Source organism: Azorhizobium sp. AG788 (genome assembly GCF_004364705.1).
Taxonomy (GTDB): Bacteria; Pseudomonadota; Alphaproteobacteria; order Rhizobiales; family Xanthobacteraceae; genus Azorhizobium; species Azorhizobium caulinodans.
The window spans coordinates 52,277-78,545 of the sequence record NZ_SOBM01000012.1 but is presented as its reverse complement, the minus strand read 5'-3'; the positions used below and the strand labels follow the sequence as shown (position 1 = coordinate 78,545).

Annotated in this window: 25 protein-coding genes and 1 pseudogene; 14 read left to right on the top strand and 12 right to left on the bottom strand. The window is 65.5% G+C overall.

Translation table 11 applies throughout. From position 1 onward, the window contains the following. The first annotated feature begins 402 nt into the window (after positions 1–402). The 4 genes from DFO45_RS24025 (at position 403) to DFO45_RS24010 (ending at position 6,017) form a co-directional block, all read left to right on the top strand. Positions 403–1,818 carry a class I SAM-dependent methyltransferase gene (locus tag DFO45_RS24025; protein ID WP_133866853.1) on the top strand — a complete coding sequence of 472 codons (1,416 nt, stop codon included), beginning with the start codon at positions 403–405 and terminating at the stop codon, positions 1,816–1,818. Positions 1,819–2,283: 465 nt separating this feature from the next. After that, positions 2,284–3,480, top strand: coding sequence for an aminotransferase class V-fold PLP-dependent enzyme (locus tag DFO45_RS24020; protein WP_133866852.1), 1,197 nt, complete (start codon positions 2,284–2,286; stop codon positions 3,478–3,480). A 335-nt stretch (positions 3,481–3,815) separates the two neighbouring features. Next, on the top strand, positions 3,816–4,907 hold the full coding sequence (locus tag DFO45_RS24015) for a hypothetical protein (RefSeq protein ID WP_133866851.1): 1,092 nt from the start codon (positions 3,816–3,818) through the stop codon (positions 4,905–4,907). Between the two features lie 336 nt (positions 4,908–5,243). Then, the gene (locus DFO45_RS24010) at positions 5,244–6,017 is read left to right on the top strand and encodes a hypothetical protein (RefSeq protein WP_133866850.1); all 774 of its coding nucleotides are present in this window, start codon (positions 5,244–5,246) and stop codon (positions 6,015–6,017) included. Between the two features lie 127 nt (positions 6,018–6,144). On the opposite strand, the gene DFO45_RS24005 is transcribed toward DFO45_RS24010, so the two are convergent. Together DFO45_RS24005 and DFO45_RS24000 are read right to left on the bottom strand one after the other, a co-directional pair. Further along, positions 6,145–6,423 carry a hypothetical protein gene (locus DFO45_RS24005; protein WP_133866849.1) on the bottom strand — a complete coding sequence of 93 codons (279 nt, stop codon included), beginning with the start codon at positions 6,421–6,423 and terminating at the stop codon, positions 6,145–6,147. A gap of 351 nt (positions 6,424–6,774) precedes the next feature. Then, positions 6,775–6,963 (bottom strand): hypothetical protein, encoded by a 189-nt coding sequence (locus tag DFO45_RS24000; RefSeq protein WP_133866848.1) that lies wholly within the window; start codon positions 6,961–6,963, stop codon positions 6,775–6,777. Positions 6,964–7,321: 358 nt separating this feature from the next. Here DFO45_RS24000 and DFO45_RS23995 point away from each other — a divergent pair, with 358 nt between their 5' ends. Then, positions 7,322–7,630: a GNAT family N-acetyltransferase gene (locus DFO45_RS23995; RefSeq protein ID WP_133866847.1), complete on the top strand. Its 309-nt coding sequence runs from the start codon at positions 7,322–7,324 to the stop codon at positions 7,628–7,630. 10 nt (positions 7,631–7,640) lie between these two features. Here the strand turns inward: DFO45_RS23995 and DFO45_RS23990 are convergent, their stop codons facing one another. Continuing rightward, entirely contained in the window at positions 7,641–8,096 is a 456-nt protein-coding gene (locus DFO45_RS23990; RefSeq protein WP_133866846.1) for a helix-turn-helix domain-containing protein, read from the bottom strand. A gap of 102 nt (positions 8,097–8,198) precedes the next feature. Between DFO45_RS23990 and DFO45_RS23985 the strand changes: the two genes are divergently transcribed. Further along, on the top strand, positions 8,199–10,553 hold the full coding sequence (locus DFO45_RS23985; RefSeq protein WP_133866845.1) for a heavy metal translocating P-type ATPase: 2,355 nt from the start codon (positions 8,199–8,201) through the stop codon (positions 10,551–10,553). Between the two features lie 39 nt (positions 10,554–10,592). Here the strand turns inward: DFO45_RS23985 and DFO45_RS23980 are convergent, their stop codons facing one another. The 7 genes from DFO45_RS23980 to DFO45_RS23950 all read right to left on the bottom strand — a co-directional run bounded on the left by DFO45_RS23980 (position 10,593) and on the right by DFO45_RS23950 (position 16,998). After that, complete coding sequence (locus DFO45_RS23980) at positions 10,593–10,991, bottom strand: cupin domain-containing protein (protein WP_133866844.1); 399 nt, start codon at positions 10,989–10,991, stop codon at positions 10,593–10,595. Positions 10,992–11,133: 142 nt separating this feature from the next. After that, positions 11,134–13,053 carry a sugar phosphate isomerase/epimerase and 4-hydroxyphenylpyruvate domain-containing protein gene (locus tag DFO45_RS23975; RefSeq protein WP_133866843.1) on the bottom strand — a complete coding sequence of 640 codons (1,920 nt, stop codon included), beginning with the start codon at positions 13,051–13,053 and terminating at the stop codon, positions 11,134–11,136. Between the two features lie 13 nt (positions 13,054–13,066). After that, the gene (locus tag DFO45_RS23970) at positions 13,067–13,897 is read right to left on the bottom strand and encodes a shikimate dehydrogenase (RefSeq protein WP_133866842.1); all 831 of its coding nucleotides are present in this window, start codon (positions 13,895–13,897) and stop codon (positions 13,067–13,069) included. Between the two features lie 88 nt (positions 13,898–13,985). Further along, the gene (locus DFO45_RS23965) at positions 13,986–14,714 is read right to left on the bottom strand and encodes an amino acid ABC transporter ATP-binding protein (protein ID WP_133866884.1); all 729 of its coding nucleotides are present in this window, start codon (positions 14,712–14,714) and stop codon (positions 13,986–13,988) included. Between the two features lie 73 nt (positions 14,715–14,787). Then, entirely contained in the window at positions 14,788–15,621 is an 834-nt protein-coding gene (locus tag DFO45_RS23960) for a transporter substrate-binding domain-containing protein (protein ID WP_012169979.1), read from the bottom strand. Between the two features lie 56 nt (positions 15,622–15,677). Then, on the bottom strand, positions 15,678–16,319 hold the full coding sequence (locus tag DFO45_RS23955) for an amino acid ABC transporter permease (RefSeq protein WP_012169978.1): 642 nt from the start codon (positions 16,317–16,319) through the stop codon (positions 15,678–15,680). A gap of 10 nt (positions 16,320–16,329) precedes the next feature. After that, positions 16,330–16,998, bottom strand: coding sequence for an amino acid ABC transporter permease (locus tag DFO45_RS23950; RefSeq protein ID WP_133866841.1), 669 nt, complete (start codon positions 16,996–16,998; stop codon positions 16,330–16,332). A 212-nt stretch (positions 16,999–17,210) separates the two neighbouring features. Between DFO45_RS23950 and DFO45_RS23945 the strand changes: the two genes are divergently transcribed. Then, positions 17,211–17,891 carry a TetR/AcrR family transcriptional regulator gene (locus DFO45_RS23945; protein WP_133866840.1) on the top strand — a complete coding sequence of 227 codons (681 nt, stop codon included), beginning with the start codon at positions 17,211–17,213 and terminating at the stop codon, positions 17,889–17,891. A 12-nt stretch (positions 17,892–17,903) separates the two neighbouring features. On the opposite strand, the gene aroQ is transcribed toward DFO45_RS23945, so the two are convergent. Continuing rightward, positions 17,904–18,347, bottom strand: a complete 444-nt coding sequence (gene aroQ / locus DFO45_RS23940) for a type II 3-dehydroquinate dehydratase (RefSeq protein ID WP_133866839.1) — start codon at positions 18,345–18,347, stop codon at positions 17,904–17,906. 605 nt (positions 18,348–18,952) lie between these two features. Between aroQ and pobA the strand changes: the two genes are divergently transcribed. Further along, entirely contained in the window at positions 18,953–20,125 is a 1,173-nt protein-coding gene (gene pobA / locus DFO45_RS23935; protein ID WP_133866838.1) for a 4-hydroxybenzoate 3-monooxygenase, read from the top strand. 22 nt (positions 20,126–20,147) lie between these two features. On the opposite strand, the gene pcaQ is transcribed toward pobA, so the two are convergent. Continuing rightward, positions 20,148–21,074 (bottom strand): pca operon transcription factor PcaQ, encoded by a 927-nt coding sequence (gene pcaQ, locus DFO45_RS23930; protein WP_133866837.1) that lies wholly within the window; start codon positions 21,072–21,074, stop codon positions 20,148–20,150. A gap of 89 nt (positions 21,075–21,163) precedes the next feature. Here pcaQ and pcaD point away from each other — a divergent pair. The 6 genes and pseudogenes from pcaD to DFO45_RS23905 form a co-directional block, all read left to right on the top strand. After that, positions 21,164–21,940 (top strand): annotated as a pseudogene (gene pcaD, locus DFO45_RS23925) (3-oxoadipate enol-lactonase); the annotation flags it as partial. Beyond that, complete coding sequence (gene pcaC, locus DFO45_RS25355; RefSeq protein ID WP_280960295.1) at positions 21,926–22,345, top strand: 4-carboxymuconolactone decarboxylase; 420 nt, start codon at positions 21,926–21,928, stop codon at positions 22,343–22,345. The pseudogene pcaD and the gene pcaC, both read left to right, overlap by 15 nt. A 149-nt stretch (positions 22,346–22,494) precedes the next feature. Next, a complete protein-coding gene (gene pcaH, locus DFO45_RS23920; RefSeq protein ID WP_133866835.1) occupies positions 22,495–23,244 on the top strand; it encodes a protocatechuate 3,4-dioxygenase subunit beta in 750 nt (249 codons plus the stop codon). After that, a complete protein-coding gene (gene pcaG / locus DFO45_RS23915) occupies positions 23,244–23,858 on the top strand; it encodes a protocatechuate 3,4-dioxygenase subunit alpha (protein ID WP_133866834.1) in 615 nt (204 codons plus the stop codon). The genes pcaH and pcaG overlap by 1 nt, the downstream gene beginning before the upstream one ends. Before the next feature lie 75 nt (positions 23,859–23,933). After that, entirely contained in the window at positions 23,934–24,998 is a 1,065-nt protein-coding gene (locus DFO45_RS23910) for a 3-carboxy-cis,cis-muconate cycloisomerase (protein ID WP_133866833.1), read from the top strand. 79 nt (positions 24,999–25,077) lie between these two features. Continuing rightward, entirely contained in the window at positions 25,078–26,262 is a 1,185-nt protein-coding gene (locus tag DFO45_RS23905) for an ABC transporter substrate-binding protein (protein ID WP_133866832.1), read from the top strand. Positions 26,263–26,269 lie beyond the last annotated feature (7 nt).

Sequence of the window (26,269 nt, the reverse complement as noted above, 5' to 3'; positions counted from 1 at the left end):
TGCTCGAAGGCGCGCGACAGGCCCCTTCACGCGCACAAGGCCCGGATTGCCGCCCCAGCCAGGATCGATGCCCACCGGCACATGCACGATCTCGCCCGTGCGCTTGTTGGTGAAGGCCCGCGTCTCGATCACCAGGCGCTCGGCGGTGTAGCGGATGCCGTCCTCATAGGCCGGTTCCTTCGCTTCGGCGCGGCCAGCCGTCCTCTTGCGCTCGTTCGAAGGCTGACCAGAACGGCTGGGCGGTCGGGAGTCTCCCCGCCCCAACGACCGTCCAGCCGGATCTCCGCCGGCCGTTTCCGCCGGGGCACTATCCGGCTGGCACACCCTTGCGCCAGCATCTATATGTGCGGCTGAGACAGCCGGCCCGGCTATCTGAATTTCCCAGGGGTGGGGATCGCCATAATGAGTTTCACGCCGTCTATCGTCAGCATTCTTCGCGCTCCGAATGGCGAGAAGCTTAGCTTTGATGGATCATCATTCGTCAGCGAAAACGGGACAGCCTACAAGTTCGAGAAGGGCGTTGCGTTCTTGTATGATGAGAAAGATGTTTCCCCATTTCTCACCCGCGACGCCGCTCCGTTTCAGCTTGTACTGGACCATGACAACCCGATCTTTCGGACGCCAGAACAAAAAGTTCGGCACGAATATTACAACCGGTGCCGGAGCCTGAACACGGAGTTCATGTTTTCCGCATTGCAGTATGATGTTTCCCAGACGCGCAGAACCGTCGAGGTCGGAGTCGGAGCCTGCGACATCATCCGCCGCTTCCAGGCGCTCGGGCATGAAACCGTCGCCGTCGACTTCTTCCCGTGGGAAATGCAGGCCGCGCTACGCCAGGCAGACCGCCAGGGGAACCCTTCTTTTGCCTGCGTATCGGCTCCGATGGCGCGCCTGCCGTTTGCCGACCACAGCTTGGATCTGATCTACTTCCACGCCGCCATTCACCACGCCCTGCCGCGGAACGATGCGGATTTTGAATGGTGCAACCCGTCCAATCTCCACGATTGCCTGACAGAGGTGAAAAGGGTGCTGAAGCCTCGCGAGGAAGGTGGGGCGTTCTTCCTGCTTGGCGAGGGGATATATCCAGAACATTTCAAGCCCGAAGATCGTTATTGGGAAGCCGCTTGCCAGCGGGATCCGGCCAATTTCTATGAAGCTTGGTATAAAATCTCGGAGTACGAAGACGCTTACAAGGCGGCTGGGATCTATCCCAACCTGTTCCTGTGGCAAGATGATCTTATCGTGAAAGCGTTCGGCTATACACATGACGGCGCTCGAATTACGATCGCCGATTCAGCCGACAGCATATCCGTCTACAATTACTCTAAGCTCACCTCAGCCCTCGCAGCTCACAGCCGGTCTGTGTTCCCAGAGTGGATATCGGTTCGATCGACCGGTGAAGATGTTCGCGGCATATTCCCCAACGGAAGCGACATCCGCACTCAGATGTTCACGCAGGTCGGTGGCTTTTCGTTGGATGGCTGCTGCCCATCGTTCCGCGGAACCGATAGCGAGGACGGATATGTCCTCTACGGCCCGTATTCCCAGCTAGCCCAAGGTCGTTACAAGGCGTACGTCGCAACCCGCACCCGCGGCACAAAGCCGGTCAATGTCGTGATGGATGTCATCGCGGGCAGCCAGGTCCTCGTGCCGGAGGAAACTCGGGTAGTCACTCCCCTGCCCACGCCCTCCGGTTGGCACCTCCTTGAGATGTCCTTCAAAGCCCCTAATGACCTCGAAGGCGTCGAGGTACGGATGCGGGGGGCCGGCAGCGACGTCTCTGTCGTCGCTGCCGTCGCATTCGCCCGGGTCGCGTGAGCCGCTCAATCCCCGAAACCGCGCGGCACCGATAGTGCCAGCCGATAAACGGCGGAGGGATGACAGGCTTCTCAGATCAGCCCATGACGGTGATCGTCATGGGCAACACATCCATCCAGGTGCCCTACCAACCGCGCCAGATGGCGGGCGGCCTCGGCAAGCGTTTCTGAGGGGTTCATGCGCCGGGGGCCGGGCTGGTCGCCTTCGCGTTAATCAGTGCGCGCAGGCCATCCGGCACAACGCAGACGGGATGGCATAGGCCCATCGTGCAACAGGGGCTGGATAAAGCGCGCGGCCTACCTTTGGTCTTCGGCGTGCAGGCCAGGCGCGGCTTGCGGTGCCGCCATCCACGCTTCCCACTCTTCCGGCTCCGTCAGGATCACAGGCATGGCCTTGCCCTCCTTGACGCGTGAATATTTTCGTGTCGGGACATGGCCGATCGGGGCAGCAAGAGCAAATACGCTTATGATCGAAGCCTTCTCCACCAATGAGATCGACCGCCTTCGCGCGATGACACCGGGCACACGCCATCGGGTCCACTTCAACAATGCGGGCGCGGCGTTGATGACGACGGGCGTGCTGTCCACAGTGTTCGATCACCTTAATCTCGAAGCCGATATCGGGGGCTATGAGGCCAAGGCACGGGAGGTCGATCGGATCGAAGGCGTGTATCGCAGCGTTGCCCGCCTGGTGAATGCCGATCCGGAAGAAATCGCGCTCGCGGAGAATGCGACGGTCGCCTGGCAGTGGGCGTTCTACGCCCAGAGCTTCAAGGCGGGCGACCGCATCCTGACGACCACGGCTGAATATGCCGCGAATTACCTGTCCTACCTGCAGGTCGCGAAGCGCACAGGCGCGGTGATCGAATTGATCCCCGACGACGCCGAAGGTCGGCTGGATCCCGGGGCCTTGGATGCAATGATTGACGAACGGGTGCGCCTGATCTCGATCACCTGGGTTCCGACCAACGGAGGGCTGGTCAATCCCGCCGCCGAGGTGGGGCGGATCGCCAACGCGCATGGCATCCCCTTCCTGCTCGACGCCTGCCAGGCGGTCGGCCAGCTCCCCGTGGACGTGGCGCAGGTGGGTTGCGACATGTTGGCAGCGACAGGCCGCAAGTTCCTGCGCGGTCCCCGCGGCACGGGGTTCCTCTACATCAAGCGCGCGCTCCTCGAGAGGACAGAGCCGGCGATGATCGACATGTACGGGGCGACCTGGGCGGGTGGAGACCGCTACAAGCTGCGTTCCGACGCGCGCCGCTTCGAGACGTGGGAAAGCAACTATGCGGCGAGGCTCGGGCTCGGCGCAGCGATCGAAGAGGCCCTGGCGATCGGTATTCCGCGCATCGAGAAGCGGGTGAAGGCATTGGCGGCCTCCCTGCGGGAGATGCTTGGCGATGTGCCCGGGGTTACCGTCAGGGACCTCGGCCCCAATCCGGCCGCGATCACGACCTTCACGCTCGCGAGCATGGATGCCGCTGCGGTCGCTGCCCGCCTGGCCGAACGCGCGATCAACGTGTCCGTCTCCGCACCAACCAGCACCCCAATCGATGGCGAGCGCCGTCACCTGCCCGACCTCGTTCGCGTTTCGCCCCATTATTACAACACGGAAAGCGAGTTGGAGCAGTTGGTTGATGCGGTGCGCTCGCTCGCAGGGCGATGAACGGCCCAATGCGGGACGTTTCAGCAAAGATCAAGCGCGGCCGGGCGTCGTTGTGCCATCGCCCTTCTTCATTCCTCGGCCTACGATGTTGACTGCGTGCGCCGCCAGTTGTCTCTGAACTGCCTTCGCTTCCGCCCATGGTGCCGCCATCCGTGCCTCCCATTCCTCAGGTTCGGTGAGGACCACCGGCATGGCCTTGGGGTGGACCGAGACGACGGACCCGCTGGGCTCTGTGGTTAGGAAATCGAAGAGGTCAATGCCACGGTCCGGCAGAGCGGCGGGGCGGCACGGTTTCGTGTTGGCCAGGGCGCGCAGGGGCGGATAGAAATCTGCAGATGCAGACCCATCCCACGCCTTCTCATCGGGGAAGCGGCCTCACCCCGAGCAAATGGCTGGCCATGGGAGCTGGTGTAGCTCTCGGTGTGCTCGCCGCATGGTCGAGCTCGGCTCGGGAGAATGAACTCTCAGGAGCGATGCAGGATCGTGATGCGATGATTGGGTTCCTTGCCCAATGCATCGAGACAGGCGCCGATGGCCTGCCCCGCTTCGGCGACCAGGCCCAGGGAACCTGCCATAACCACAGTCTCGGGGCAGACGAGCCGATGGTCTGGCGCAAGTTCGACTGGCCGGCTCAGGGCGATCCGCTGGCCTTCCCCACGGGCTATCTGGCCAATGACGCCGTCGTCCTCAGCTCTGGTCCTGCGCCTCTGATTGCCCATATCGCGGACTTTGGCGACACCGAGCGACAGTTCCGCCGCTTCGACGCGGGGAAGGGCGATGGCGGTCAGGTGGTGCAGATCATCGATGGCGCGGCATACGCGATCATGACCGAGGACGGGGGCGCAGGATACCAGTGGTTCGTCGGCCCGGGCTGCCGGGGTGCAGCAGGAGGACTTGAGCGGTTCAAGAGCTGGCTCTTCTTCGCCGCGGATGTCACCCCGGGCTCCTGGCGGCAGCGGATCGCGGAGCTGACAATGGTCCGTTCGGCATCCGGATGCGCCCCCGGCTTTTCGCAGTCGCTGACGCGCTATCGCCTGGAGCCGATTCCGGTTCCGTTGTTCGCCCTCTTCGAGGGCAAACGGCAGTCCCTGACGGCGCTCGTTCCCACCATCGTCTCGGAGCATTTCGCCCGCGACACCGTGAGAGCATCCGATCACCTTGAGCGCTTCTTCCTCGGCAACGGCCTCGGGATGTATCGCTGGGAGCGGTGGGAGCAACGCGGGCGGAGCTTCAACAGCGAGATCGACCGGCAGAGCGCACAGTTCGCGCAGTCTGGCCGATGCCCCCCATTACCCTTCTCAACGCCGCCAGCGCCGGGATGGGTCATGATCGACTGCCGAATGTGGACGAACCTCATTCGGCAGGACGATCCGTGGCGGGCGAGTGCGTTCGGCTGGCCGGGGCGGCTGGAGGGGCAGTTGCCGTGAACTGAGAGGGACACACTGTGACGAGCGCCTTCCTGCGAATGGGGCGCTCGGCGAAGTGCAGGGGCGCACCGCAGTCGTGGGGGCGTTCTGGTTCCGGGCGCCGCGCCCGGTGCGGAACATCAAAGTTAAAATCCTGCGAGCGAACTCCCGAAACTGCTCGCAATCGCAAATGCCGATCGGCTGCCCGAGCGCTCTACATGCGGGGATGGCGTGCATGAGCGGCTTGAGTGACCAGCGAGGGTACCCACACGAGAGAGGCGTCCGGATCGGTAGCCCGCTGGCATGGCCCCTCTGTAAGGAAGCCTTATGCTCCGACAACTGCTGTTGGAGACTGGCATGACCTCGTACGGACCACCACAGGAACAGGCGGGACACAACTTTTCAATCGCCTACAAGGCAGGCGTCGAACTCCCCGATCTCTCGGCAGAGGCCGCCAAAGCGCTCACCGGAGCGCGGCGCACGATTGGGCGCTGCCTTGTGGTGCTTGAGCGGAACCAGGGAATCGATCGGGTCAAAGGCTTTGCAGAGACATACCTTGGCGTGCCCCAAGAAGATTTCAGATCCGAGCTACCCACAATCCTGAATGAGTTAAGGGAGCTTAAGAAAAAATCAGAATCCCACCTTTTATTGAAGATAACTAATCGCCTGAACATGAATGGCATAATGAGCGAAACCGCGAATGGAAAAGTAAGATTTAAAAATCAGTCAAAAAACAAATTCAAAAAATTTGCAGCAACATCCGCGGACAGATTCGAGGTCGAAGACAGGGGTGTAAAGGGTTTCAAAATTATAGCACATGATGGATATACATCAAATATTACGCTTCGTGCAGGGGCCTTTATAGAACATCGAGATATAATGAGCATCATTATTATACACGAACTAACGCACAAATTCCTTGGATATAACGACGGCTACGGCGGAACGTGGTATTTTGGGGCCGACGGTAATGAGCAGCCGGATCTCGGCAGAGCCCCACATACAATGCTGAGGCGCACCGCCGACGGCATGGCGTGGTTCATCGCCAACGTGGCTGGCAAGATGGACCACATGGACCATCTTGCAATCAACCCTCCATTCGGCGGCTGTTCCGCCTGCGTGCTCTTCTAGCACCGCCACGCCTGGGATAAGGCTTGCTGCCAGCTTCGTTCCGGGCCGCCTAAAACCTGGGGCGCCGTTGGCTCCGCTTCCCGCTTAGACGCCACCTCCTTTGCGGCGTTCGTCTGGCCTGATGCCGCTATCTCTGCCGGGCGATCCGGGCGCGAGCCAGTTTTCCCTCGCTACGGAAATAGTCGTACGCCAGCTCGGTGGCCGTCCGAATATCGTCGGGCAGATGCGTTTGCGCCGCCCGCTCAAGGGCGGCTTCGGCCGCTTCCCTCCGCTCGTTGAAGGGAAGGAGCACACTGCGCTCTCCGAGCACGAGCATTGCGTCTTCCAGCGTGCGCAGTGTTTCGCCGCCGCGCATCTTGATTGGAAACGATAGTTCCGGGCGCCATGGCATGCGCCGCAAACGCACCTCGTCGCTTCTTATTCCCGCGGGGCACAGTTCTTCTGGCTCCCACTGATCGAGGCACCGTCAGGTTGGCAGGATCCGCAGCCGACCGCCGGCAAATACGAGAGCCGCGTCACGCCGCAACCTAGCTCACGCCGCAGGGCTGCGATTGGTGAAAGACATCGGCGTCTCTGGATAGGGCAAGGGTGGCAAATCCATCCCGGCTCCTCCCGGCAGTTCCCGTTTGATTCCCCTACCTTTGCGCAATGTTGGTATTTTTGTTGGCATTCAGTGAGCCGGCCGGCAGTCGCTGGTCCCGGCGCGGCTGCGGACGCGCGCCGGGATATGATTGTATGACCGCTGCGAACGCCGCGCTTACTTGCGCTGTTCGCGTTCCTTCAGCAGGGCGTCGAGTTCGGCCTGCTGTTCGGCAATGCGGTCGGCGGCGCGTTCCTCGTCCGCTGCGCCGGAATAGGCTGCGGCCTGCTCCGTGAGCTGGCGGAGGTTGTCGCGGGCGATGGCGATGCGGGCATCGAGGTCGTCTGTGTTGAGGCCGTCGGACATGGCGCGCTTTCTCCGATTGTTCGGCCCAGTCTTATCACCCGGCGCTCCCTGGGGCGAAGACGGGATTTCCAACTCGCCCGGTGACAGAAGGCCGCCGGGTGCGCGGCGCCGCGACCGCGCCGGCCCACCGGGGGGCTTGCTCCAGGACGGGCAGAGCGATCCCGCCCCTTCCAGCGCGCCGACGAGCGCCACTCGCTTCCGCTCAGAAGCTCTGCACACAAAGGGAACACGCCCCAAGGCCGTGCGTTCTTCAAACCGGCTCGGGCCTGTCGGCCCATGCCGCCGGACGAAACGAACCGCATGGCGCGGGCAGTGCGGGGGCGATAGGTTTCATCGAACGCTATGAATCGAGGCTGCGATGAGTGACGCCGAAACTGAGGTCCGCCGGGAAGAAAAAGACGGCCACGGGCGCTACATCATCGCGCTGGCGCCCGGCGTGGAAGCCGAGATGAGCTTCCGGCGCGGCGCCAATGGAACGGTGATCGTCGATCATACTGGCGTTCCGAAGGCCTTCGAGGGGCGCGGCATCGCCGGGCGGCTCATGGCCGCGCTCATCGCCGATGCGCGGCACGAACCCTTCGCCATCGTGCCCCTCTGCTCCTACGTGGCGGCGCAGTTCCGTCGACACCCGGAATGGCAGGATCTCCTGGCGGCTCCGGCCGCCTGATCCTTCGGGTTCAGTGCTGGTGATGGGTGCATTTGCCGTGATCGGCCAGCACCTCGATCACCTTGCAGTCGGCGAGCCGACCATGGCTGCACCCCTCGATCATGCGCTCCAGCTCCGCCTTCAGGGCCATGAGGCTGGCAATCCTCCGCTCCACATCCGCCAGATGGCCCCGCGCGATCCTGTCGGCGGCCTCGCAGGATTGGGAGGGATCCTGCTGGAGCGTCAGAAGCGCGCGGATCTCCTCCACCTCGAACCCGAGTTCGCGGGCATGGCGAATGAAGGCAAGGCGGCTCAGGTCCTCGCTTCGATAGGTCCTGCGATTGCCCTCGGTGCGCACCGGCGCGGCCAGAAGGCCGATCTGCTCATAATAACGGATGGTCGGCACCTTCACGCCGCTGCGCCGTGCCGCCTCGCCAATGGCGACCTCATCCTGTTCGCTCTGCCCGTCTCGCACTCGTCCCGCCATCTCGCCTCCGCTCCGGCCCGCTGCATTTTTCCACAGATGGGGTCTTGCTCCTCTAGTGACTAGAGGACGTAACACGGCGCTGGAAAGATCGGAGGACGAGTCATGTCGAGCGCCCTATCCCGCAGCCGCTTTCGCGTCGAGGAGATGGATTGCGCCTCCTGTGCCGCCAAGATCGAAACCGCCGTGCGCCGCCTGCCCGGCGTGACCGAGGTGTCCATCTCCGTCACTGCCGGCACCATGACGGTCGCGCATCAGGATGCGCCCGAGGATGTGGTGACCCAGATCGAGCGTCGGGTGTCCGGTCTCGGCTATCCGGCCAAGGCGACGACAGCGGACGCGGGGCCAGCGCCCGCGGGTGCGCCGGCCTCCGCCTGCTGCGGCCAAGGCCATGATCACCATGATCATGACCATCACGATCACGACCATGCCCATCATGACCATGGCGCTCACGCGCATCACGACCATGGGCACGATCACCATGATCACGCTCCCCATGAGCGTGGGGGCCATGAGCATTCCGGCGACACCGCCCCGGGGCCGCTGGGCCGTGCGACTCCCGCCGACGGTCCGGCCGCAGCGATTCTGCCCGCGCGGCGCTGGTGGCAGACGGGCAAGGGGCGCCTCACGCTCATGAGCGGCGCCGCTCTGGCGGCCGCCTATGGCCTCGGCCATCTGCTGCCGGAATGGGCGGGGCTGATCTTCACCGCGGCGATGCTGGTGGGGCTCGTGCCCATCGCCCGGCGCGCTTTCTCGGCGGCGCGCGCCGGAACGCCCTTTTCCATCGAGATGCTGATGACTGTGGCTGCCGTCGGCGCGGTCATCATCGGGGCGACGGAGGAAGCTGCCGCCGTCGTGTTCCTCTTCCTCATCGGCGAACTGTTGGAGGGCATCGCTGCCAGCAAAGCCCGCGCCGGCATCCAGTCGCTCGCCGCGCTGGTTCCGAAGACGGCCCTCATCGAGACGCAGGCGGGCACCCGCGAGGTGCCGGCCGACAGCCTGCGGGTCGCCGACCTCATTCTGGTGAGGCCCGGTGCCCGCATTCCGGCAGATGGCGAGATCGCGGAGGGAGAGAGCGCCATCGACGAGGCCCCCGTCACGGGCGAGAGCACGCCGGTGGTGAAGGGGCAAGGCGCGGCCGTCTTCGCCGGCACCGTCAATGGCGACGGCGCGCTGCGCGTGCGCGTCACGGCGGCGGCGCAGGACAACACCATCGCCCGCGTCATCCGTCTCGTGGAGGAGGCGCAAGAGAGCAAGGCGCCCACCGAGCGCTTCATCGACCGCTTCTCCCGCTATTACACCCCGGCCATCGTGCTGGTGGCGGCGCTGGTGGCCGTGCTGCCGCCGCTCCTCCTCGGCGGCGACTGGCAGGTCTGGATCTACAAGGGCCTCGCCATCCTGTTGATCGGCTGCCCCTGCGCCCTGGTCATCTCGACACCGGCCGCCATCGCCGCCAGCCTCTCCGCCGGCGCGCGGCGCGGCCTGCTCATGAAGGGCGGCGCGGTGGTGGAGACCATCGGCAAGGTGACGGTGGCCGCCTTCGACAAGACCGGAACGCTCACCGCCGGCACCCCGCGCGTCACCGACATCCTGCCATTCGAGGCGTCGGAGGCGGACGTCCTGCGCCTCGCCGCGGCGCTAGAGACAGGATCGAGCCATCCCCTGGCCCGCGCCATTCTGGAGCGGGCGGCCGAGGCGGGCATCACCCCGCCCGGCGCATCCGAGGCGCGCGCCTATGGCGGCCGAGGCGTCGGCGGCCAGGTGGAGGGGCAGGATGTCTTCCTCGGCTCGCCCGGCGCCGCCGCTGAGCGGACGACTGTCCCGGCAGAGGCCGGAGCGCAGATCGAGGCGCTCAACGATGCCGGCAAGACGGTCTCGGTGCTGGTGGCGGACGGGCGGCTCGCCGGTGCGATCGCCATGCGGGACGAGCCGCGCGCGGATGCCCTCAGCGGACTTCAGGCGCTGCGGGCGGCCGGCATCACGCCGATCATGCTCACGGGCGACAATCCGCGCACCGCTGCCGCCATCGGCGCGCAGCTCGGCATCGAGGTCCGCGCCGGTCTGCTGCCGGAGGACAAGCAGCGCATCGTCACCGAACTGAAGCAGGACGGCGCGCGCGTGCTGAAGGTGGGTGACGGCATCAATGACGCCCCGGCGCTGGCGGCGGCAGATGTGGGCGTCGCCATGGGCGGCGGCACGGACGTGGCGCTCGAGACGGCGGATGCCGCCGTGCTGCATGCCCGCGTCGGCGATGTCGCCGCCATGGTGGCGCTGTCCCGCCGCACCATGGCGAACATCCGCCAGAACATCACCATCGCCCTCGGATTGAAGCTGGTGTTCCTCGTCACCACCCTCATAGGCCTCACGGGCCTGTGGCCGGCCATCCTCGCTGACACGGGCGCAACCGTGCTGGTGACGCTGAACGCCCTGCGCCTGCTGCGGGTGCCAGCGGCCGATTGATCGGATGGCCCGGCCCTGTGCGTGGCCGGGCCCGTTCCGTCAGGAGGTGGCGCCGAGATAGTCTTCGTCGGAGACCTTCTCCAGCCAGGTCACCGGGCTGCCGTTCTCCATTTCGGCAATGGCGATATGGGTCATGGCGCATTGGGGGGAGGCACCGTGCCAGTGCTTCTCGCCTGGCTCGAAGAAGACCACGTCGCCCGGCCGCAGTTCCTCCACCGGCCCGCCCTCGCGCTGGGTGCGGCCGGAGCCGGAAACGACGAGAATGGTCTGCCCGAGCGGATGGGTGTGCCAGGCGGTGCGGGCGCCGGGCTCGAAGGTGACGGTCACGCCGCTGAGGGCGCCGCTGCCGCTGAACGGCGCATCGAGCCGGACGGTTCCGGTGAAATAATCCGGCGGGGCGGGGCGGGAGGCGACCTCGCCGCTTCTGGTAATCTTCATGGAGCGCAGTTCCTGAATGAGAGGCGCCGGCCATCGGCGGCCGGTCGGTGCCGGCACGCTATCCTAAAGCGGGCGATGAGATTAGCCGCTCGAACGGCATAAACTCAGATGGCCCGCTCATGAATGCGATCGCCCCGCGCGCTCATTCGGGCGCGGCGCCGGCCTCCCCGAACACCGGCGCTTCCAGTGGCTGGAGACGGGCCTGCGCCGCCAGCCGGATGCCGGCATTCGCCGCGCCATAGCCTTCATAGCCATCGCGCTGGACGATCTCGAAAAACAGACCGCCGTCCAGCAGCGTCGTATAGGCCTGACGGAATTCGCCGGAGGCATCCCGGTCATAGAGGATGTTCAGCGCCGTCATGCGGTCGATGGCATCGGGCGGGAGGTCGGACCGCGCTTCCAGATCATCGTAATAATTCTCCGGGATCGGCAGCATGGTGACACCGTTCGCGACAAGCTGGCGGACGGTGGCCTCGATGTCGGTGGTGGCGAAGGCAATGTGCTGCACGCCCGAGCCGAAAAGCTCGTGAACGAAACGCGCGGAAAGCGTGCGGTGGCTTTGCGAGCCATTGAGGATGAGGCGCAGCCCCTGCCCGCGCGCACCATGGAGCCCGCTCTCCACCACCTGGCTCTGGACCACGCCGCCGGGATCGATCACCGCCTGGCTCGGCGTTTTCCGCGTCTTGAAAAGCGAGGAATAGAACAGCAGCCAGGTCAGCATTTCCTCATATTGCATGCTCTGGGAGATGTGATCGACGTGGGTGAGCCCCGTCGGCGCCACGTTCGCCGCCACGGGCTCGAAATCCACGGCGGACCAGCCGCCCAGCGCCGAGGCCCGATCAAGGAAATAGAGCAGGCTGCCCCCCAGACCGCGCACGGCCGGAATGTCCAGTTCCCCCGGCCCGATGGCGCCCGCATAGGGCACATCCCGCAGCGCCCGCGCCCGCTCAGTGGCGGCACGCGCATCCGGCACGCGCAGGGCGAGCGCGCAGACGGAGGTGCCGTGGGTGATCTGGTAGCTGTGGGCGAAGCCCTCCGCGTCGCTGTTGAGCACGATGCGGATGTCGCCCTGGCTCCAGAGCGCCACATCCTTGGAGCGGTGCCGCCCCGTGCGGCTGAAGCCGAGTGCCGCCAGCACGCCCTCAAGCGCCGGACGGCCTGTCTCGGAGACCGCAAATTCGATGAATTCCACCGCCTCCACCGGGCCCGGCGGCGGCATGGGTACAGCGCCCTTGAGAGGCCGCCCGAGCCGGCGCGCGGTTTCGTCCAGCAGCCAGATCAGCGAGCGGTGCCCATCCAGCGCCACGGAGCGGGCCGAGCCGGCGCGGAAACGGTCGTTGAAGATTTCCAGCGACAGCACGCCCTCGTAACCGGTGGCGGCGAGCGCATCCATGAAACCGGAGAGATCGAGATCGCCCTGCCCCGGCAGACAACGCCAGTGGCGGCTCCAGGAGAGCGGATCGAGCTGAAGCAGCGGCGCATCGGCCATCTGCACCATGGCAATCCGGTCGCGGGGGATGCGGCCGATGGACGTCAGCTCCAGCCCCCGCGCGAGGATGTGGAAGCTGTCCAGCACGACGCCTACGTTGGGCTGGTTCGCGCGGCGCACGATTTCCCAGGCGTCGCGATAGTCCCAGACGTGCCGGCCCCAGGCGAGCGCCTCATAGCCGACCCGCAGGCCGCGATGCGCTGCCCGTTCGCCTAGTTCCACGAAATCCGCGGCCAGCCGATCGATGCCGCTCTCCGCCTCCGGCGAGACGCTGGAGCAGACGAAGAGGAGGTCGCAGCCGAGTTCCTCAAGCAGGTCGAACTTGCGCTCGGCCCGGTCGAAGGTGCGCTGGCGACGCGCCTGCGGCATGCCCTCGAAATCGCGGAACGGCTGGCAGGTGACGATGGCGAGGCCGAGATCGGCGCAGATGCGGCGGACATCGGCCGGCGAGCCGGGAAAGGCAATGAGATCGTTCTCGAAGATTTCCACCGCCGGAAAGCCGGCGGCGGCGATGGCCTCCAGCTTTTCCACGAGGGTTCCCGAAACGCAGACCGTGGCGATGGACGGGATCATGGCGGGCTCCTTCTCAATCGAGCTGCGCGGCGGCCCTCAGGGCCTCCGGCGTCGTGGGCGGCAGGCCGAAGAATTCGAAATAGGCCGGAATCTGCTCGAACAGCATGTCGGTGCCGACCTGGAAGGCGCAGCCGCGCGCCCGCACGGCGGCGAGGAAGGGCGTGATCTCGTGGGTCATCACCACCTCCCCCACGAAGGCCGAGGGCGCAACGCGCTCCACCTCCACGGGAAGCGGATCGCCCGCGCGCATGCCGAGGGGGGTCGCGTTCACCACAATGTCGCAACCGGCCGGATCGTTCACGCCCACCTCAACCTCAAGGGCCGGATAATGGCGCTTCAGCCGCTCGGCCAATTGCAGGGCGGCCTCAGGGTGGCTGTCGAAGAGCGTGATGCGGGCGACGCCGGCACGGGCGAGAGACGCGGCGATGGCCGAGCCGACGCCGCCGGCTCCCACCACGAGGGCATGGGTGCCCTCGATCACCCGCCCCTTCCGGCGCATCCCGCGCACGAAGCCCTCCCCATCGAACAGGTCGCCCTCAAGACGGCCGTCTTCGCGCCGGCGCACGGCATTGCAGGCTCCGGCGATGGCGGCGGTGGGCGAAGCCTCGTCCACCAGCGAGAGGGTCGTCACCTTGTGGGGCATGGTGATGAGCGTGCCGAGCGCATTGGAAAGGCGGAAGAAGAGCTTGAGGAAGGACGGATAATCGGGGACCTCGCAGCCCATGGGCACGACGACCGCGTCGATCCCCTCGCGCTCGAAATAGGGATTGTAGATCATCGGCGACTTGAAGCTCTCGGTCGGAAAGCCGATATGGCCGATGAGCTTTGTTGTTCCACTGATCATTTCATGCCCCGACCTGTTCCATCCGTGGCGGCCTGCCCCCGGCGCGAGAGCGGGAAGGGCGCACCCGCCCTTCCCCATCCTGTCGGCCTCAGTGCGAGAGGATCTCGCCGAGGAACTTGCGCGTGCGCTCGTGGCGCGGCCGCGTGAAGAACTCCTGCGGCGGCGCCTCCTCGACGATGGCCCCGCCGGCCATAAAGATGACCCGGTCCGCCACCTGACGAGCAAAACCCATCTCGTGGGTGACGCAGATCATGGTCATGCCCTCCTCGGCGAGACCGATCATGGTGTCGAGCACCTCCTTGACCATCTCCGGATCGAGCGCCGATGTCGGCTCGTCGAACAGCATGACGCTCGGCCGCATGCACAGGGCGCGGGCGATGGCGACACGCTGCTGCTGGCCGCCGGAAAGCTGGGCGGGATATTTGTCCGCCTGCTCCAGGATCTTCACACGCTCCAGCAGGCCGCGCGCCGTCTCCTCGGCCTCCTTGCGGGACACGCCGAGGGCACGCACGGGTGCCAGCATGCAGTTCTCCAGCACGGTCATGTGCGGGAACAGGTTGAAGTGCTGGAACACCATGCCGACTTCTCGGCGCACCTTGTCGATGGTGCGGCTGTCGTCGCCAAGCCGCGTGCCGCCCACCCGGATCTCGCCCTTCTGATAGGCCTCCAGATGGTTGATGCAGCGGATGAGCGTCGACTTGCCCGATCCCGAAGGCCCGCACAGGACGATCCTCTCGCCCCGGCGGACCTCAAGGTTGATGCCGGACAGCGCCTTGTAGGCGCCGTACCATTTCTCCACGTCGACCATGACGATCATGGCGTCCACGGCGGTTCCGCTGAGGTTGGCGACATGCGGTGTCATGGCCGGTCTCCGATCACAAGGGCTGCCGTCAGCCGGCCGAGAAAGGCACGCCTTCGATGCTGTCCGGGAACTGGTGGACCGGCACCTTCATCCACTTGTCGTAGATCTTCTGCAGCTCGCCATTGGCCTTGATCTTGTCGATGAAGGCATTGATGGAGGCATTGATTTCCTTCTCGCCCAGACGCGTGCAGGCGCCGTTGTAAAGCTTCTGGAACTCCAGCTTGTTCTCGAACTCGCCGGGCTTGGCCTGCTCGATGCGCTGGATGTAGAAGATGTTGCCGCCCACGGCCTGCACCTGCCCCGACACCAGCGCCTGGATGCTCGCCGCATCGCCGTCATAACGGCGGATGGTGGTGCCAGAAGGTGCGTTCTTGGTCACCTGCGTATCCTGCGCCGCGCCCTTGGCCACGCCGATGGTGAACTTCGCCATGTCCGCATTGCTCTTGATCTCGGCGGACTTGGGGCCGATCAGCACGATGGCGTTCGCCACATAGGGCTTGCTGAACTGCACCGCCTTGGCACGCTCGGGCAGCATGGCCATGGTGGCGAAGAGCACGTCCACGCGACCGGTGGTGAGCGCGGGAATGCGGTTGTTCACCTCCAGCGGCATGAACTCCACCTGCACGCCCAGCTCCTTGGCATAGAGCCGGGCGATGTCGGCATCGATGCCGTCCTGCTTGCCCTCGCTGGTGACGAAGCCCCACGGCGGATTGTCGCCCTGGATGCCGACGATGATCTTCCCGCGCGCCTTGATCTCTTCCGGCGTCACGGCCGAGGCCGGGCGCAACGCAAGGGTGGGCAGCGCCAGCGCGGCGAGGAGGGTTGCGGCCACGAGGCGGCGGGTCGGCTTCTGAATGCTCATGTTTCCTCTCCCTTGATGTTCTGTTTTGGCAGCGATGCTCTTGGTTTTGGCCCGTCTCAGCGGGCGGGTGTGGCGAAGCGCCGTTCCAGATGCGCGCCGAACAGCGACAGCGGCCAGCACATCAGGAAATAGAGAATACCGACGATGCCGAAGACCAGCAGCGGCTGGAAAATCTGGTTGGAGACGATATTTCCGGCCCGTGCCAGCTCGGTGAAGCCGACGATGGAAGCGAGCGAGGTGCCCTTGATGAGCTGCACCAGAAAGCCGATCGTCGCCGGCAGCGAGATGCGGATGGCCTGCGGCAGCACCACATCGCGCATGCGCGAGACGTAACCCAGGCTGAGCGCATGGGAGGCTTCCGTCTGGCCGCGCGGCACCGCCTCGATGGACCCGCGCCAGATCTCGCCGAGATAGGCGCTGGCATGAAGCGTGAAGCCGACGGAGACCGCCGCCCAGGGATTAAGCCGGATGCCGACGAGGGCGAGACCGTAATAGACCACGAACAGCTGCATCAGCAGCGGCGTGCCCTGGAAGAGGGAGATGTAGCCGGCGGTGACGCGCTCGAGAAGCGGAACGCCCGAGGTGCGCAGCAGCGCCACCGCGAGGCCGCCGACACCCCCGAGCACGAAAGCGATGGCGGAGAGGATGACCGTCCACTTCAGGCCCTGAAGGAGGAAGAGGAATTCGCCCAGATGCATCCCACGCTCCTCACTTGACCGGATAGCTGAAGTAGCGGGCGGAGATGAGCGCGAAGAAGCGCATCATCATCCAGGAAATGACGAGATACATGAGCGTCGCCGTGCCGAAGACCTCGAAGCTGCGGAAGCTGTCGGATTCGATGCGCTGGGCCACCGAGGTCAGCTCATAGGCGGAAATCGCCGAAGCGATGCTGGTGGTCAGCGTCAGAAGGATGAACTGGCTGGTAAGCGAGGGATAAACAGCCCGCAGCGCCGGCTTCAGCACGATGAGCCGGAACACCAGAGCCTTGTGCAGGCCGAGCGCCAGCCCCGCCTCGATCTGGCCACGGCTGATGGACTGCACGCCGCCCCGAATGATCTCGATGGCATAGGCCCCGCCATTGATGCCGAGCGCAATGATGGCGGTGGGTGTCGGGTCAAGGCGCACGCCGGCCAGCGGCAGGGCGAAATAGATGAAGAAGATCTGCACCAGGAACGGCGTGTTGCGGATGACTTCCACGAAGGCCTTCACAAGGAAGCGCACGGGGGCGTGGCGCGAGTCGCGCAGCAGCACACCGCCGATGCCGATCACGATGGCCAGCGCCATGCCGCCAAGTGCCAGCATGAAGGTGCCAAGGCAGCCGGCAAGCAGATCCGGCAGCCCCTCGATGACGGGGGTAAAATCAAGCACGTAATTCATGGCGTTTCCTCGACAGCCGCCCTTCTGCGGGACGGTCCGTTGCACCTTCGCCGATGCGTCTGCGCGCATCTGGCGCATCGCGGAGAGGCGACTTGCGCTCGTTCCGCTATATGTGAAATGTACCATCCAGTTCATTTGGTCAAGCGAAATGGACCAGCTAGTACATTTCGCATCGCAACAGGATCAGCACGGTGAAAGCCGGCGGTGCAGGCATGACGAAGGCACAGAGGTTGGCGAAGGCGCAGACGTCCCCCGCGCCCGACAAACGCACCCAGTCCTGGACACAGGATCCGGAGGGCGTCCGGCGCAACATCCTGGAGGCCGCGCGGGTCGAGTTCGTGGAGCACGGGCTGAGAGGCGCGCGGGTCGACGAGATCGCCGCCAAGACCGCCACCAGCAAGCGCATGATCTATTACTATTTCGGCGACAAGGAGGGACTCTACCGCGCCGTGCTGGAGGCGATGTACGACCGCATCCGCAGTTTCGAGCGCAGCCTCGACCTCTCAGCCCTGCCGCCGGAAGAGGCGATGGGGAAGCTCGCGGGCTTCACCTTCGACTATCACGCGCAAAATCCCGACTTCGTGCGCATGGTGATGATCGAGAACATCCATCACGCGCGCCACCTCGCCAGTTCGGACAAGATCGCCGGACTCAACCTCTCCATCCTCAGCGTCATCGGCGAGGTCTATGGCCGCGGGGTTGAGGCAGGCCTCTTCCGGCCGGGCATCGAACCGCTCGACATCCACCTCACCATCAGCGCGCTCAGTTTCTACAATGTCTCGAACCGCGCCAGCATCGGGCAGGTGTTCGGCCACGATATGGGTGCGCCGGAGATCGAAGGGCAGCGCCGCCAGATGGTGATCGACATCGTTCTGCGCATGCTGCGCCCCTGACGGCCGGTGCTGTTACGCCGCCGGCACAAGGCGCGCCATGGCCTCGATGGCGAGTTCATAACCGGCCGCGCCGAAGCCAATGATGATGCCCGTGACCACCGGCGAGACGAGCGACTTGTGATAGATGCTTTCGCGTGCATGAACGTTGGAGATGTGCAGTTCGATCTTCGGCCCGTCAAACATCTTCAGCGCATCCAGCAACGCCACAGACGTAAAGGTATAAGCGGCGGGATTGATGATGATGCCGCAGGCCTGTGTGCGCGCTTCATGCACGCTCTCGACCAGCTCGCCCTCGAAATTGGTCTGACGAAACTCGATCCCGAACCCGAGCGACCGGCCTTTTTCCGCGCTGCGGTCGGCGATCTCCTTCAGCGTGGTGGTGCCATAGATGGCCGGCTCGCGCTGCCCCAGCAGATTGAGATTTGGCCCGTTCAACAGATAGATACGCCGCTCCACCCTTTCCCTCCCCTAACGAACCGCCCGATCCGCGCCCAATGGAGCGAGACCTGATGATCTGCAAGTCAGTTCATGTCTTGCCAATGAACAGGAACGCGGCAGCGAGACCGGCGACGATGGGGCGTTTTTCATGCCGCGGCGTTTCATGCCGGACGCCAGCGCTCTTCTCCCTTGCATCGCTCTCTTCTTCGGAGCGACGTCGTTCCGCAAAGGTTAGGTGGCCCTACGCCCACCAGCAAGTGGCATTGTGCGTCATTTGATTTTTGTTCGCATATTGAACACTCGGATTTTCGCAGCCTGACCATGGCGTTCCGCGACTCCGCCCCTCCCGGACCGCGACCAGCGCGCGAAACGGGACTTGTTGACCCGCCGACAAACATGCTCTGCTTGGGCACGACGGTGCCGGGGACCCTTGGAGTTCCATCCGGCAGACGGTGGTGGGCGCCCCAGTCAGGCGGGCCTCACCTCAAAGGGCGCAGCACCTTCCCCTCCGGCCGCGAAACCGGGTGGGAGCGGTGCACGCCATCTCCAGAACAGGCGCCTCCACGGCCCCGGCCACCGTCCGGCGTGGTGGCGCACAACAACATCACATCAGGGAGAGACGCATGCGGACGCAGGTCGCCATCATCGGGTCGGGGCCCTCCGGCCTGCTGCTCGGGAGGCTGCTGACCCTCTCGGGGATCGACAACGTCATCATCGATCGCGTGGGGCGCGACTACATCCTCGGCCGGGTCCGCGCGGGCGTGCTCGAGCAGGGGCTCGTCGACATGATGCGCGAGGCCAAGGCCGCCGAGCGCCTGGAGGCGGAAGGCCTGCCGCACGCGGGCTTCGACATCGCCGTGGACGGCGCCCTGCATCATATTGATCTGAAAGGACTGACGGGCGGGAAGACCGTAACCGTCTATGGCCAGACGGAACTCACGCGCGACCTCATGGACAAGCGCGCTGGCGACGGCGTGACGACCATCTATGACGCCCAGAACGTCACGCCCTTCGACTTCGACGGCGATCGCCCGTGGGTGTCCTATGAGAAGGATGGCGTGCCGGGCCGCATTGATGCGGATTTCATCATCGGCTGCGACGGTTTCCACGGCGTGAGCCGGAAATCCGCTCCGTCGCGGGCAATCGAGACGTTCGAGCGGGTCTATCCCTTCGGCTGGCTGGGCGTGCTGGCGGACGTGCCGCCGGCCCGCGAGGAACTGGTCTATGGCCGACACAGCCGGGGCTTCACCCTGTGCTCCATGCGCTCCAAGACCCGCAGCCGCTACTACATTCAGGTCCCCCTCGCCGATCAGGTGGAAGACTGGTCCGACGATGCCTTCTGGGACGAGCTCCGCCGTCGCCTGCCCGAGAAAGTGGCGGATGCCATCGTTACCGGACCGTCCTTCGAGAAATCCATCGCGCCGCTGCGGTCCTTCGTGGCCGAGCCCATGCGCTTCGGCACCCTGTTCCTCGCCGGCGACGCCGCCCATATCGTGCCGCCCACGGGCGCCAAGGGCCTCAATCTCGCTGCCAGCGACATCCGCTACCTGTTTGACGGACTGAGGGAATTCTACAAGGACGGGTCACGCGCGGGGATTGACGCCTATTCCGCGCGGGCGCTCGCCCGCGTGTGGAAGGCCGAGCGCTTCTCCTGGTGGATGACCACCATGCTGCACACCTTCACGGAGGTGGACGCCTTCGGCCGGCGCATCCATGATGCGGAGATCGCCTACACGCTCTCCTCGCATGCTGCCCGCACGGCTCTGGCGGAGAACTACGTCGGCCTTCCTTATTGAGGCGCATCATCCGCGGCGCGGCTCAAGCCATTGCCAACACGTCCCGCGCCGCCTCGCGGATGAAATCAACCAGCAGGGCCAGGGGGAAGGAGGGTGTTTCCCCCGCCCGCACGGTCAGGCCGACCGCCCCCCGCGTGCTGCCCGTATCCACCGGCAAACGGCCCAGAAGGCCTTCGGCGATATCCTGCGCCACCACGCCCTCGGAGATGATCCAGACCGCGTCGCTCGCCCGCACGAAGGCCCGTCCGAAGGCGTCGGACACCGTCTCAACCTGGTTGGGCAGGGCTGAAATCCCGTTGCCGATCAGATAGCTGTCCACGATGGGGCGGATGATGGAGCCGGCGGTCGGCATCAGCACGGGATAGCGGGCGATGTCATCGAACGGCACCGCCTGCCCCCCCAGGAGCGGATGGCCGCGCCGCACGGCGAACACCACCGGCTCGGAATAGAGATGCTCGAAGGAAAAGCCCGCCATCTTTTCGGGCGCGGCGAGGCGGCCCACCACCAGATCGAGATCTCCGACCCGAAGCTGTTCGAGGAGAACGGAATTCTCGCCTGTCACGATCTTCACACGGCTCCAGGGCTGGGCCTTGAGAAACAGCGCCATGGCCGCCGGCATGATGCGGGTGGAGACGGTGGGCAGCGCGCCAATCCGCAGCAAGGGAGCGGCCCCCGCCCGCTCGTGGGAGACGGAATCGAGCCCCTGCCGCACGGCGGCGAGGGCTGCGCCCGCGTGGTGGAGGAACACCTCCCCCGCCCGCGTCAGCCGGATGCCCCGCCCCTCGCGTTCGAACAGCGCCGCCCCAAGCACCTCCTCCAGCTCCCGCACTGTCTTGGTCACCGCCGGCTGGCTGACATGGAGCGCCTGCGCGGCCTTGCCCACGCTCTTCTGGCGCGCCACTTCCATCAGCGTCTGGAGATGGCGGAACTTGATGCGCGGATCGATCATGTTCATAACCCTCAGGTTATAGATCGTTCCGGAAATATCATTTTACGCGGCGCCTTCAAACGACGAAATTGAGCACGGAGGAACTGCCCGTGCCGTTCATAACCATAAAAGACGTCACGCTTCACTATAAGCTCTCCGGTCCCCGCAAGGGTGCGCCGGTGCTCGTCTTTTCCAATTCGCTCGGCACGGATTTCCGCATCTGGGATGCCGTGGCGCGCGCCTTTGCGCCGAGCCATACGGTCCTGCTCTATGACAAGCGCGGTCATGGTCTGTCGGAACTCGGCACGGCCGCCGCGACAATCGCGAGCCATGCCGCCGATCTTGCCGGACTGATGGATGCGCTCGGCCTCGGGCCAGCAGCCATCTGCGGCCTTTCCGTTGGGGGCATGATCGCGCAGGCGCTCGCCGCTGCACGGCCGGATCTGGTGCGCGCCCTCATCCTCTGCGACACCGCGCCGAAGATCGGCACGCCCGAGAGCTGGAACACCCGCATCGCCGCCATCGCACAGGACGGCCTCCCCAGCCTCCTTGATCCGGTGATGGAACGCTGGTTCACGCCGGCTTTCCGGCGCGCCGACAATCCGGATTATGCCGGCTATCGCATGATGTTCGCCCGCCAGAGCGGCGAGGGCTATGCGGCCACCTGCGCCGCCATCCGCGACGCCGATCTGACCGACGAGGCTCGCCGCATTGCCGTGCCGACCCTGTGCGTCGTGGGCGATCAGGACGGCTCGACGCCGCCCGACCTCGTCGCCGCCATGGCCGCGCTCATTCCCGGCGCCCGGTATGAGGTGATCTCCGGCGCAGGCCATATTCCCTGCGTGGAGCAACCGGCGGCGCTGATCACGCTCATGCGCGATTTCCTTGCCGGCCTGCGCCCTGCTGCGGACGATCGTTATGCGCAGGGCATGGAGACCCGCCGCGCGGTGCTCGGCGATGCCCATGTGGAGCGGGCCAACGCGCAGACCACCGACTTCGACCGGCCGTTCCAGCAACTCATAACCGAGGGGGCATGGGGCACGGTCTGGTCGCGGGACACGCTCTCGCGCCGCGATCGCTCGCTCCTCACACTCGCGCTGCTCGCCGCGCTGAACCAGCACGACGAATTCGCCATGCATGTAAGGGCTACCGCCAATACGGGGGCGACGCGCGAGGACGTGCGCGAGATGCTCCTGCACGTCGCCATCTATGCCGGCGTGCCCGCCGCCAATCACGCCATCAAGCTCGCCAAGAAGGCGTATGAACAGATGGACGGCGTCGCGGCGGTCTGACGCCCGGCGTCCGGAGAACAAGACGAAGCGCCACCAAGGCGCCGGAAGGCCCGTCCCGTCCGCCGCCCGTAAGGACGGGACACAGAAGGTTGAGGAAACGATCGCCCGCTCAGCCGCACGGCCGAGAGCGGGCCCAATCGAGGTTCGCCATGTCAGAACAGTCCAACCGCAGACCAGAAACGGGCGCCTTCTTCGCGCGTGACAGGGCCTGGCACGCGCCGGCCTACACGCCCACCTACAAGACCTCCGTGCTGCGCTCGCCGCAGCGCGCGCTGCTGTCGCTCGACGGCACGCTGTCGGAAACGACCGGCCCGGTGTTCGGCCATTCGATGCTCGGCGCGCTGGATAACGACCTCATCCACAATTATGCGCGCCCCGGCGAGAGCGCCATTGGCGAACGCATCATCGTCCATGGCCGGGTGCTGGACGAGCGTGCGCGGCCGGTGGCCGGTGCGCTGGTGGAGTTCTGGCAGGCGAATGCGGGCGGGCGCTACCGCCACAAGAAGGAAACCTATCTCGCCGCCATCGATCCCAATTTCGGCGGCTGCGGGCGCGCCATTACCGATGAGGATGGCCGGTACTTCTTCCGCACCATCAAGCCCGGCCCCTATCCCTGGCCGAATGGGGTGAACGACTGGCGCCCGGCGCACATCCACTTTTCCATCTTCGGCCACGGCTTCGCCCAGCGGCTCATCACCCAGATGTATTTCGAGGGCGACCCGATGATCTGGAAATGCCCGATCGTGAACACCATTCCCGACAAGGCCGCCATTGAGCAGCTGATCGCGCCGCTCGACTGGGGCAACACCATTCCCATGGATGCACGCGCCTACAAGTTCGACATCGTGCTGCGTGGCCGCCGCTCGACCATGTTCGAGAACCGGATGGAGGGCAACTGATGGTCCAGAACCTCGGTTATCTGAAGGAAACGCCCTCCCAGACGGCGGGGCCTTATGTCCACATCGGCCTCACGCCGAATTTCTGCGGCATCGAGGGCATCTTTCCGACCGATCTCGGCACCGCCATGGTCAATGAAAAGACCCTCGGCCAACGGATCGCCGTCAGCGGCCGCGTGGTGGACGGCGCGGGTGCGCCCCTGCGTGACGCCGTGCTGGAGATCTGGCAGGCCGACGCGGCGGGGCTCTACAACAGCCCCTCGGAGCTGCGGGGCACCGCGGACCCGAACTTTGCCGGCTGGGGCCGCTGTCCGGCGCGGGCAGAAGACGGCCTCTACCGCTTCGAGACCATCAAGCCCGGCCGCGTACCCTTCAAGGACGGCCGCAGGATGGCGCCGCACATCACCTTCTGGATCGTGGCGCGGGGCATCAACATCGGCCTCCACACCCGCATGTATTTTCCGGAGGAGACGGAGGCCAATGCCGCCGACCCCCTGCTCGCCCGCGTCGAGCATCGCGAACGGGTGGCGACGCTGATCGCCGGCGGTGCGGCCCCGGATTATGTGTTCGACATCCATCTCCAGGGCGAGAAGGAAACGGTCTTTCTCGATATATGAGGAGAAACGGGCGGCCCCGCCGCCCGCCTCGACCAGCGCCGCGCCACGGAGCGTGGTGGACAGATCAGGGACGACATGAGCCTTTCGCCGTTCGATAACGCCCTCCTCCGCGACTTCCTCGGCGATGCCGAGGTGGAAGCGGCGCTGTGCGCGGAGGCGGACATCAGGGCCATGCTCGCCTTCGAGGCAGCGCTTGCGCGGGCGGAGGCCCTCCATGGCCTCATCCCCGCCGAGGCGGCCGAGACCGTCGCCACCGTTTGCGTGCAGTTCCAGCCGGATGTGGCCGCGCTGGCATGGGGTGTGGCCAGCGATGGCGTGGTAGTACCGGCGCTGGTGCGCGCGTTGCGCGCAGCGGTCGGCCCCGAGGTTGCCCCCTATGTCCATCGCGGCGCCACCAGCCAGGACGTGATCGACACCAGCCTGATGCTGCGCCTGAAGCCGCTCGCGGCGCGTTTATGCACCCGCCTCGGCGCCATCCTTGCCCGACTCGCGGCGCTGGACGCCGCCTTCGGAGAACGGGCCCTGATGGGCCACACGCGCATGCAGGCGGCCCTGCCGATCACGGTGTCGGACCGCCTGCGCAGTTGGTCCGGGCCGCTGGCACCGCTCATGCTGCGGCTCGACCGGCTGTCCTTTCCGGTGCAGTTCGGCGGCGCCGTCGGCACGCTGGAGGGGCTGGAGGGCAAGGGCGCGCAGGTGCGGGCGGCGCTGGCCGCCGAACTCGGCCTTGAGGATACGCCCCAGTGGCATAGCACGCGCACCGTGATCGCCGATCTCGGCCATCTGCTCGCGCTCATCACCGGCAGCCTCGGCAAGATGGGGCAGGACATCGCCCTCTTGGCGCAGGCGGGCGACGATATCGCGCTGAGCAGCGGCGGCGGTTCCTCCGCTATGCCGCACAAGCAGAACCCCGTGGCGGCAGAGACGCTGGTGGCCCTCGCCCGCTTCAATGCGGTGCAGGCTTCCGCCCTCCAGCTGGCCATGGTTCACGAGCAGGAGCGCTCCGGTGCTGCCTGGACGCTGGAATGGCTCACCCTGCCGCATATGCTGGCCGCCACCGGCGCCGCTTTGCGACATGCGGAGGCGCTGACCCTTTCGATCCTCCGCCTCGGCGGAGCCGACGACACCCGACCCGGTTGACCCTCAGGGCAGCCCGCGAACAACAACAGCCGGACTGTCCGCACGCGGGGCCCCGCCCAAGCGGACGCAGGAGGACGCAATGAGGACGCGCATCATCGCCACCGCTCTGGCGCTTGCCCTGTCGGCCGGCGCCTCTGCCACAGCTATCGCCGAAACGGTCAAGGTGGGTGTCATTGGGCCATTTTCCGGCCCCTTCGCCCTGCAGGGCAAGAATTTCAAGGCGGGCATCGACGCCTGGTTCGCCACCCACGGCAACAAGGTCGGCAATGACACCATCGAGGTGATCTATCGCGACGTGCCCCAGCCCGATCCGGCGCAGTCCAAGTCAGCGGCGCAGGAACTCGTCGTGAAGGAGAAGGTGCAGTATCTGGCTGGCTTCTACTTCACGCCCGACGCCATGGCCGTGACGCCCATCCTCAAGCAGGCGAACGTGCCCATGGTGGTGATGAATGCCGCCACCTCGGCCATCGTCACCAAGAGCCCGCTGGTGGTGCGCACCTCCTTCACCACGTGGCAGACCTCCACGCCCATGGCCAAGGTCGCCTATGACCAGGGCATCCGGAAAGTGATCTCGGTGGTCAGCGACTATGGCCCCGGCGTCGACGCGGAAAATGCTTTCAAGACCGCTTTCACCGCGCTCGGCGGGCAGGTGGTGGAGACGGTCCGCATGCCGCTCTCCACCAACGACTTCAGCCCCATCATGCAGCGGGTGAAGGATTCCGGTGCGCAGGCGGTGTTCGCTTTCCTGCCTTCGGGACCGACCACGCTCGGCTTCGTCAAGGCGTTCAATGAGAATGGCCTGAAATCCGGCGGCATCAAGCTGCTGGCGCCGGGCGATCTCACGCAGGAGAGCGACCTGCCGGCGCTGGGGGATGCCGCGCTCGGCATGCTCACCACCTTCCATTATTCGGTGGCCCACGACAGCCCGGAGAACAAGGCCTTCGTGGAGGCCGCCCGCAAGGCCATCGGCAATCCGGCGGAACTGAGCTTCCCGGCAGTCGCCGCCTATGACGGCATGTATGTCATCACCAGGATGATCGCCGCCACCGGCGGCAAGCCGGATGCCCAGAAGGCGGTGGACGCGGTGAAGGGCCTTGCCTGGGTCAGCCCGCGCGGGCCGGTGAGCATCGATGCGGAGAGCCGCCACATCACCGAGAACATCTATCTGCGTGAGGTCGCGAAGGCGGCCGATGGCACCTATTACAACAAGGAAATCGCCGCCTTCGAGACGCAGGGCGACCCCGGCCTAAAGGCGGCCCCGTGAGCCGCAC

Coding starts and splice junctions, on each gene's coding strand:
- DFO45_RS24015 (WP_133866851.1), top strand. CDS start 3,816: ATGCAGACCCATCCCACGCCTTCTCATCGGGGAAGCGGCCTCACCCCG.
- DFO45_RS24010 (WP_133866850.1), top strand. CDS start 5,244: ATGACCTCGTACGGACCACCACAGGAACAGGCGGGACACAACTTTTCA.
- DFO45_RS24000 (WP_133866848.1), bottom strand. CDS start 6,963: ATGTCCGACGGCCTCAACACAGACGACCTCGATGCCCGCATCGCCATC.
- DFO45_RS23950 (WP_133866841.1), bottom strand. CDS start 16,998: ATGAATTACGTGCTTGATTTTACCCCCGTCATCGAGGGGCTGCCGGAT.
- pobA (WP_133866838.1), top strand. CDS start 18,953: ATGCGGACGCAGGTCGCCATCATCGGGTCGGGGCCCTCCGGCCTGCTG.
- DFO45_RS23905 (WP_133866832.1), top strand. CDS start 25,078: ATGAGGACGCGCATCATCGCCACCGCTCTGGCGCTTGCCCTGTCGGCC.
- DFO45_RS23965 (WP_133866884.1), bottom strand. CDS start 14,714: ATGATCGTCATGGTCGACGTGGAGAAATGGTACGGCGCCTACAAGGCG.
- DFO45_RS23945 (WP_133866840.1), top strand. CDS start 17,211: ATGACGAAGGCACAGAGGTTGGCGAAGGCGCAGACGTCCCCCGCGCCC.
- pcaQ (WP_133866837.1), bottom strand. CDS start 21,074: ATGATCGATCCGCGCATCAAGTTCCGCCATCTCCAGACGCTGATGGAA.
- DFO45_RS23910 (WP_133866833.1), top strand. CDS start 23,934: ATGAGCCTTTCGCCGTTCGATAACGCCCTCCTCCGCGACTTCCTCGGC.
- pcaC (WP_280960295.1), top strand. CDS start 21,926: ATGCGCGATTTCCTTGCCGGCCTGCGCCCTGCTGCGGACGATCGTTAT.
- DFO45_RS23960 (WP_012169979.1), bottom strand. CDS start 15,621: ATGAGCATTCAGAAGCCGACCCGCCGCCTCGTGGCCGCAACCCTCCTC.
- DFO45_RS24025 (WP_133866853.1), top strand. CDS start 403: ATGAGTTTCACGCCGTCTATCGTCAGCATTCTTCGCGCTCCGAATGGC.
- pcaG (WP_133866834.1), top strand. CDS start 23,244: ATGGTCCAGAACCTCGGTTATCTGAAGGAAACGCCCTCCCAGACGGCG.
- DFO45_RS23980 (WP_133866844.1), bottom strand. CDS start 10,991: ATGAAGATTACCAGAAGCGGCGAGGTCGCCTCCCGCCCCGCCCCGCCG.
- DFO45_RS23955 (WP_012169978.1), bottom strand. CDS start 16,319: ATGCATCTGGGCGAATTCCTCTTCCTCCTTCAGGGCCTGAAGTGGACG.
- DFO45_RS24020 (WP_133866852.1), top strand. CDS start 2,284: ATGATCGAAGCCTTCTCCACCAATGAGATCGACCGCCTTCGCGCGATG.
- DFO45_RS23995 (WP_133866847.1), top strand. CDS start 7,322: ATGAGTGACGCCGAAACTGAGGTCCGCCGGGAAGAAAAAGACGGCCAC.
- DFO45_RS23970 (WP_133866842.1), bottom strand. CDS start 13,897: ATGATCAGTGGAACAACAAAGCTCATCGGCCATATCGGCTTTCCGACC.
- DFO45_RS23985 (WP_133866845.1), top strand. CDS start 8,199: ATGTCGAGCGCCCTATCCCGCAGCCGCTTTCGCGTCGAGGAGATGGAT.
- pcaH (WP_133866835.1), top strand. CDS start 22,495: ATGTCAGAACAGTCCAACCGCAGACCAGAAACGGGCGCCTTCTTCGCG.
- DFO45_RS23975 (WP_133866843.1), bottom strand. CDS start 13,053: ATGATCCCGTCCATCGCCACGGTCTGCGTTTCGGGAACCCTCGTGGAA.
- DFO45_RS23990 (WP_133866846.1), bottom strand. CDS start 8,096: ATGGCGGGACGAGTGCGAGACGGGCAGAGCGAACAGGATGAGGTCGCC.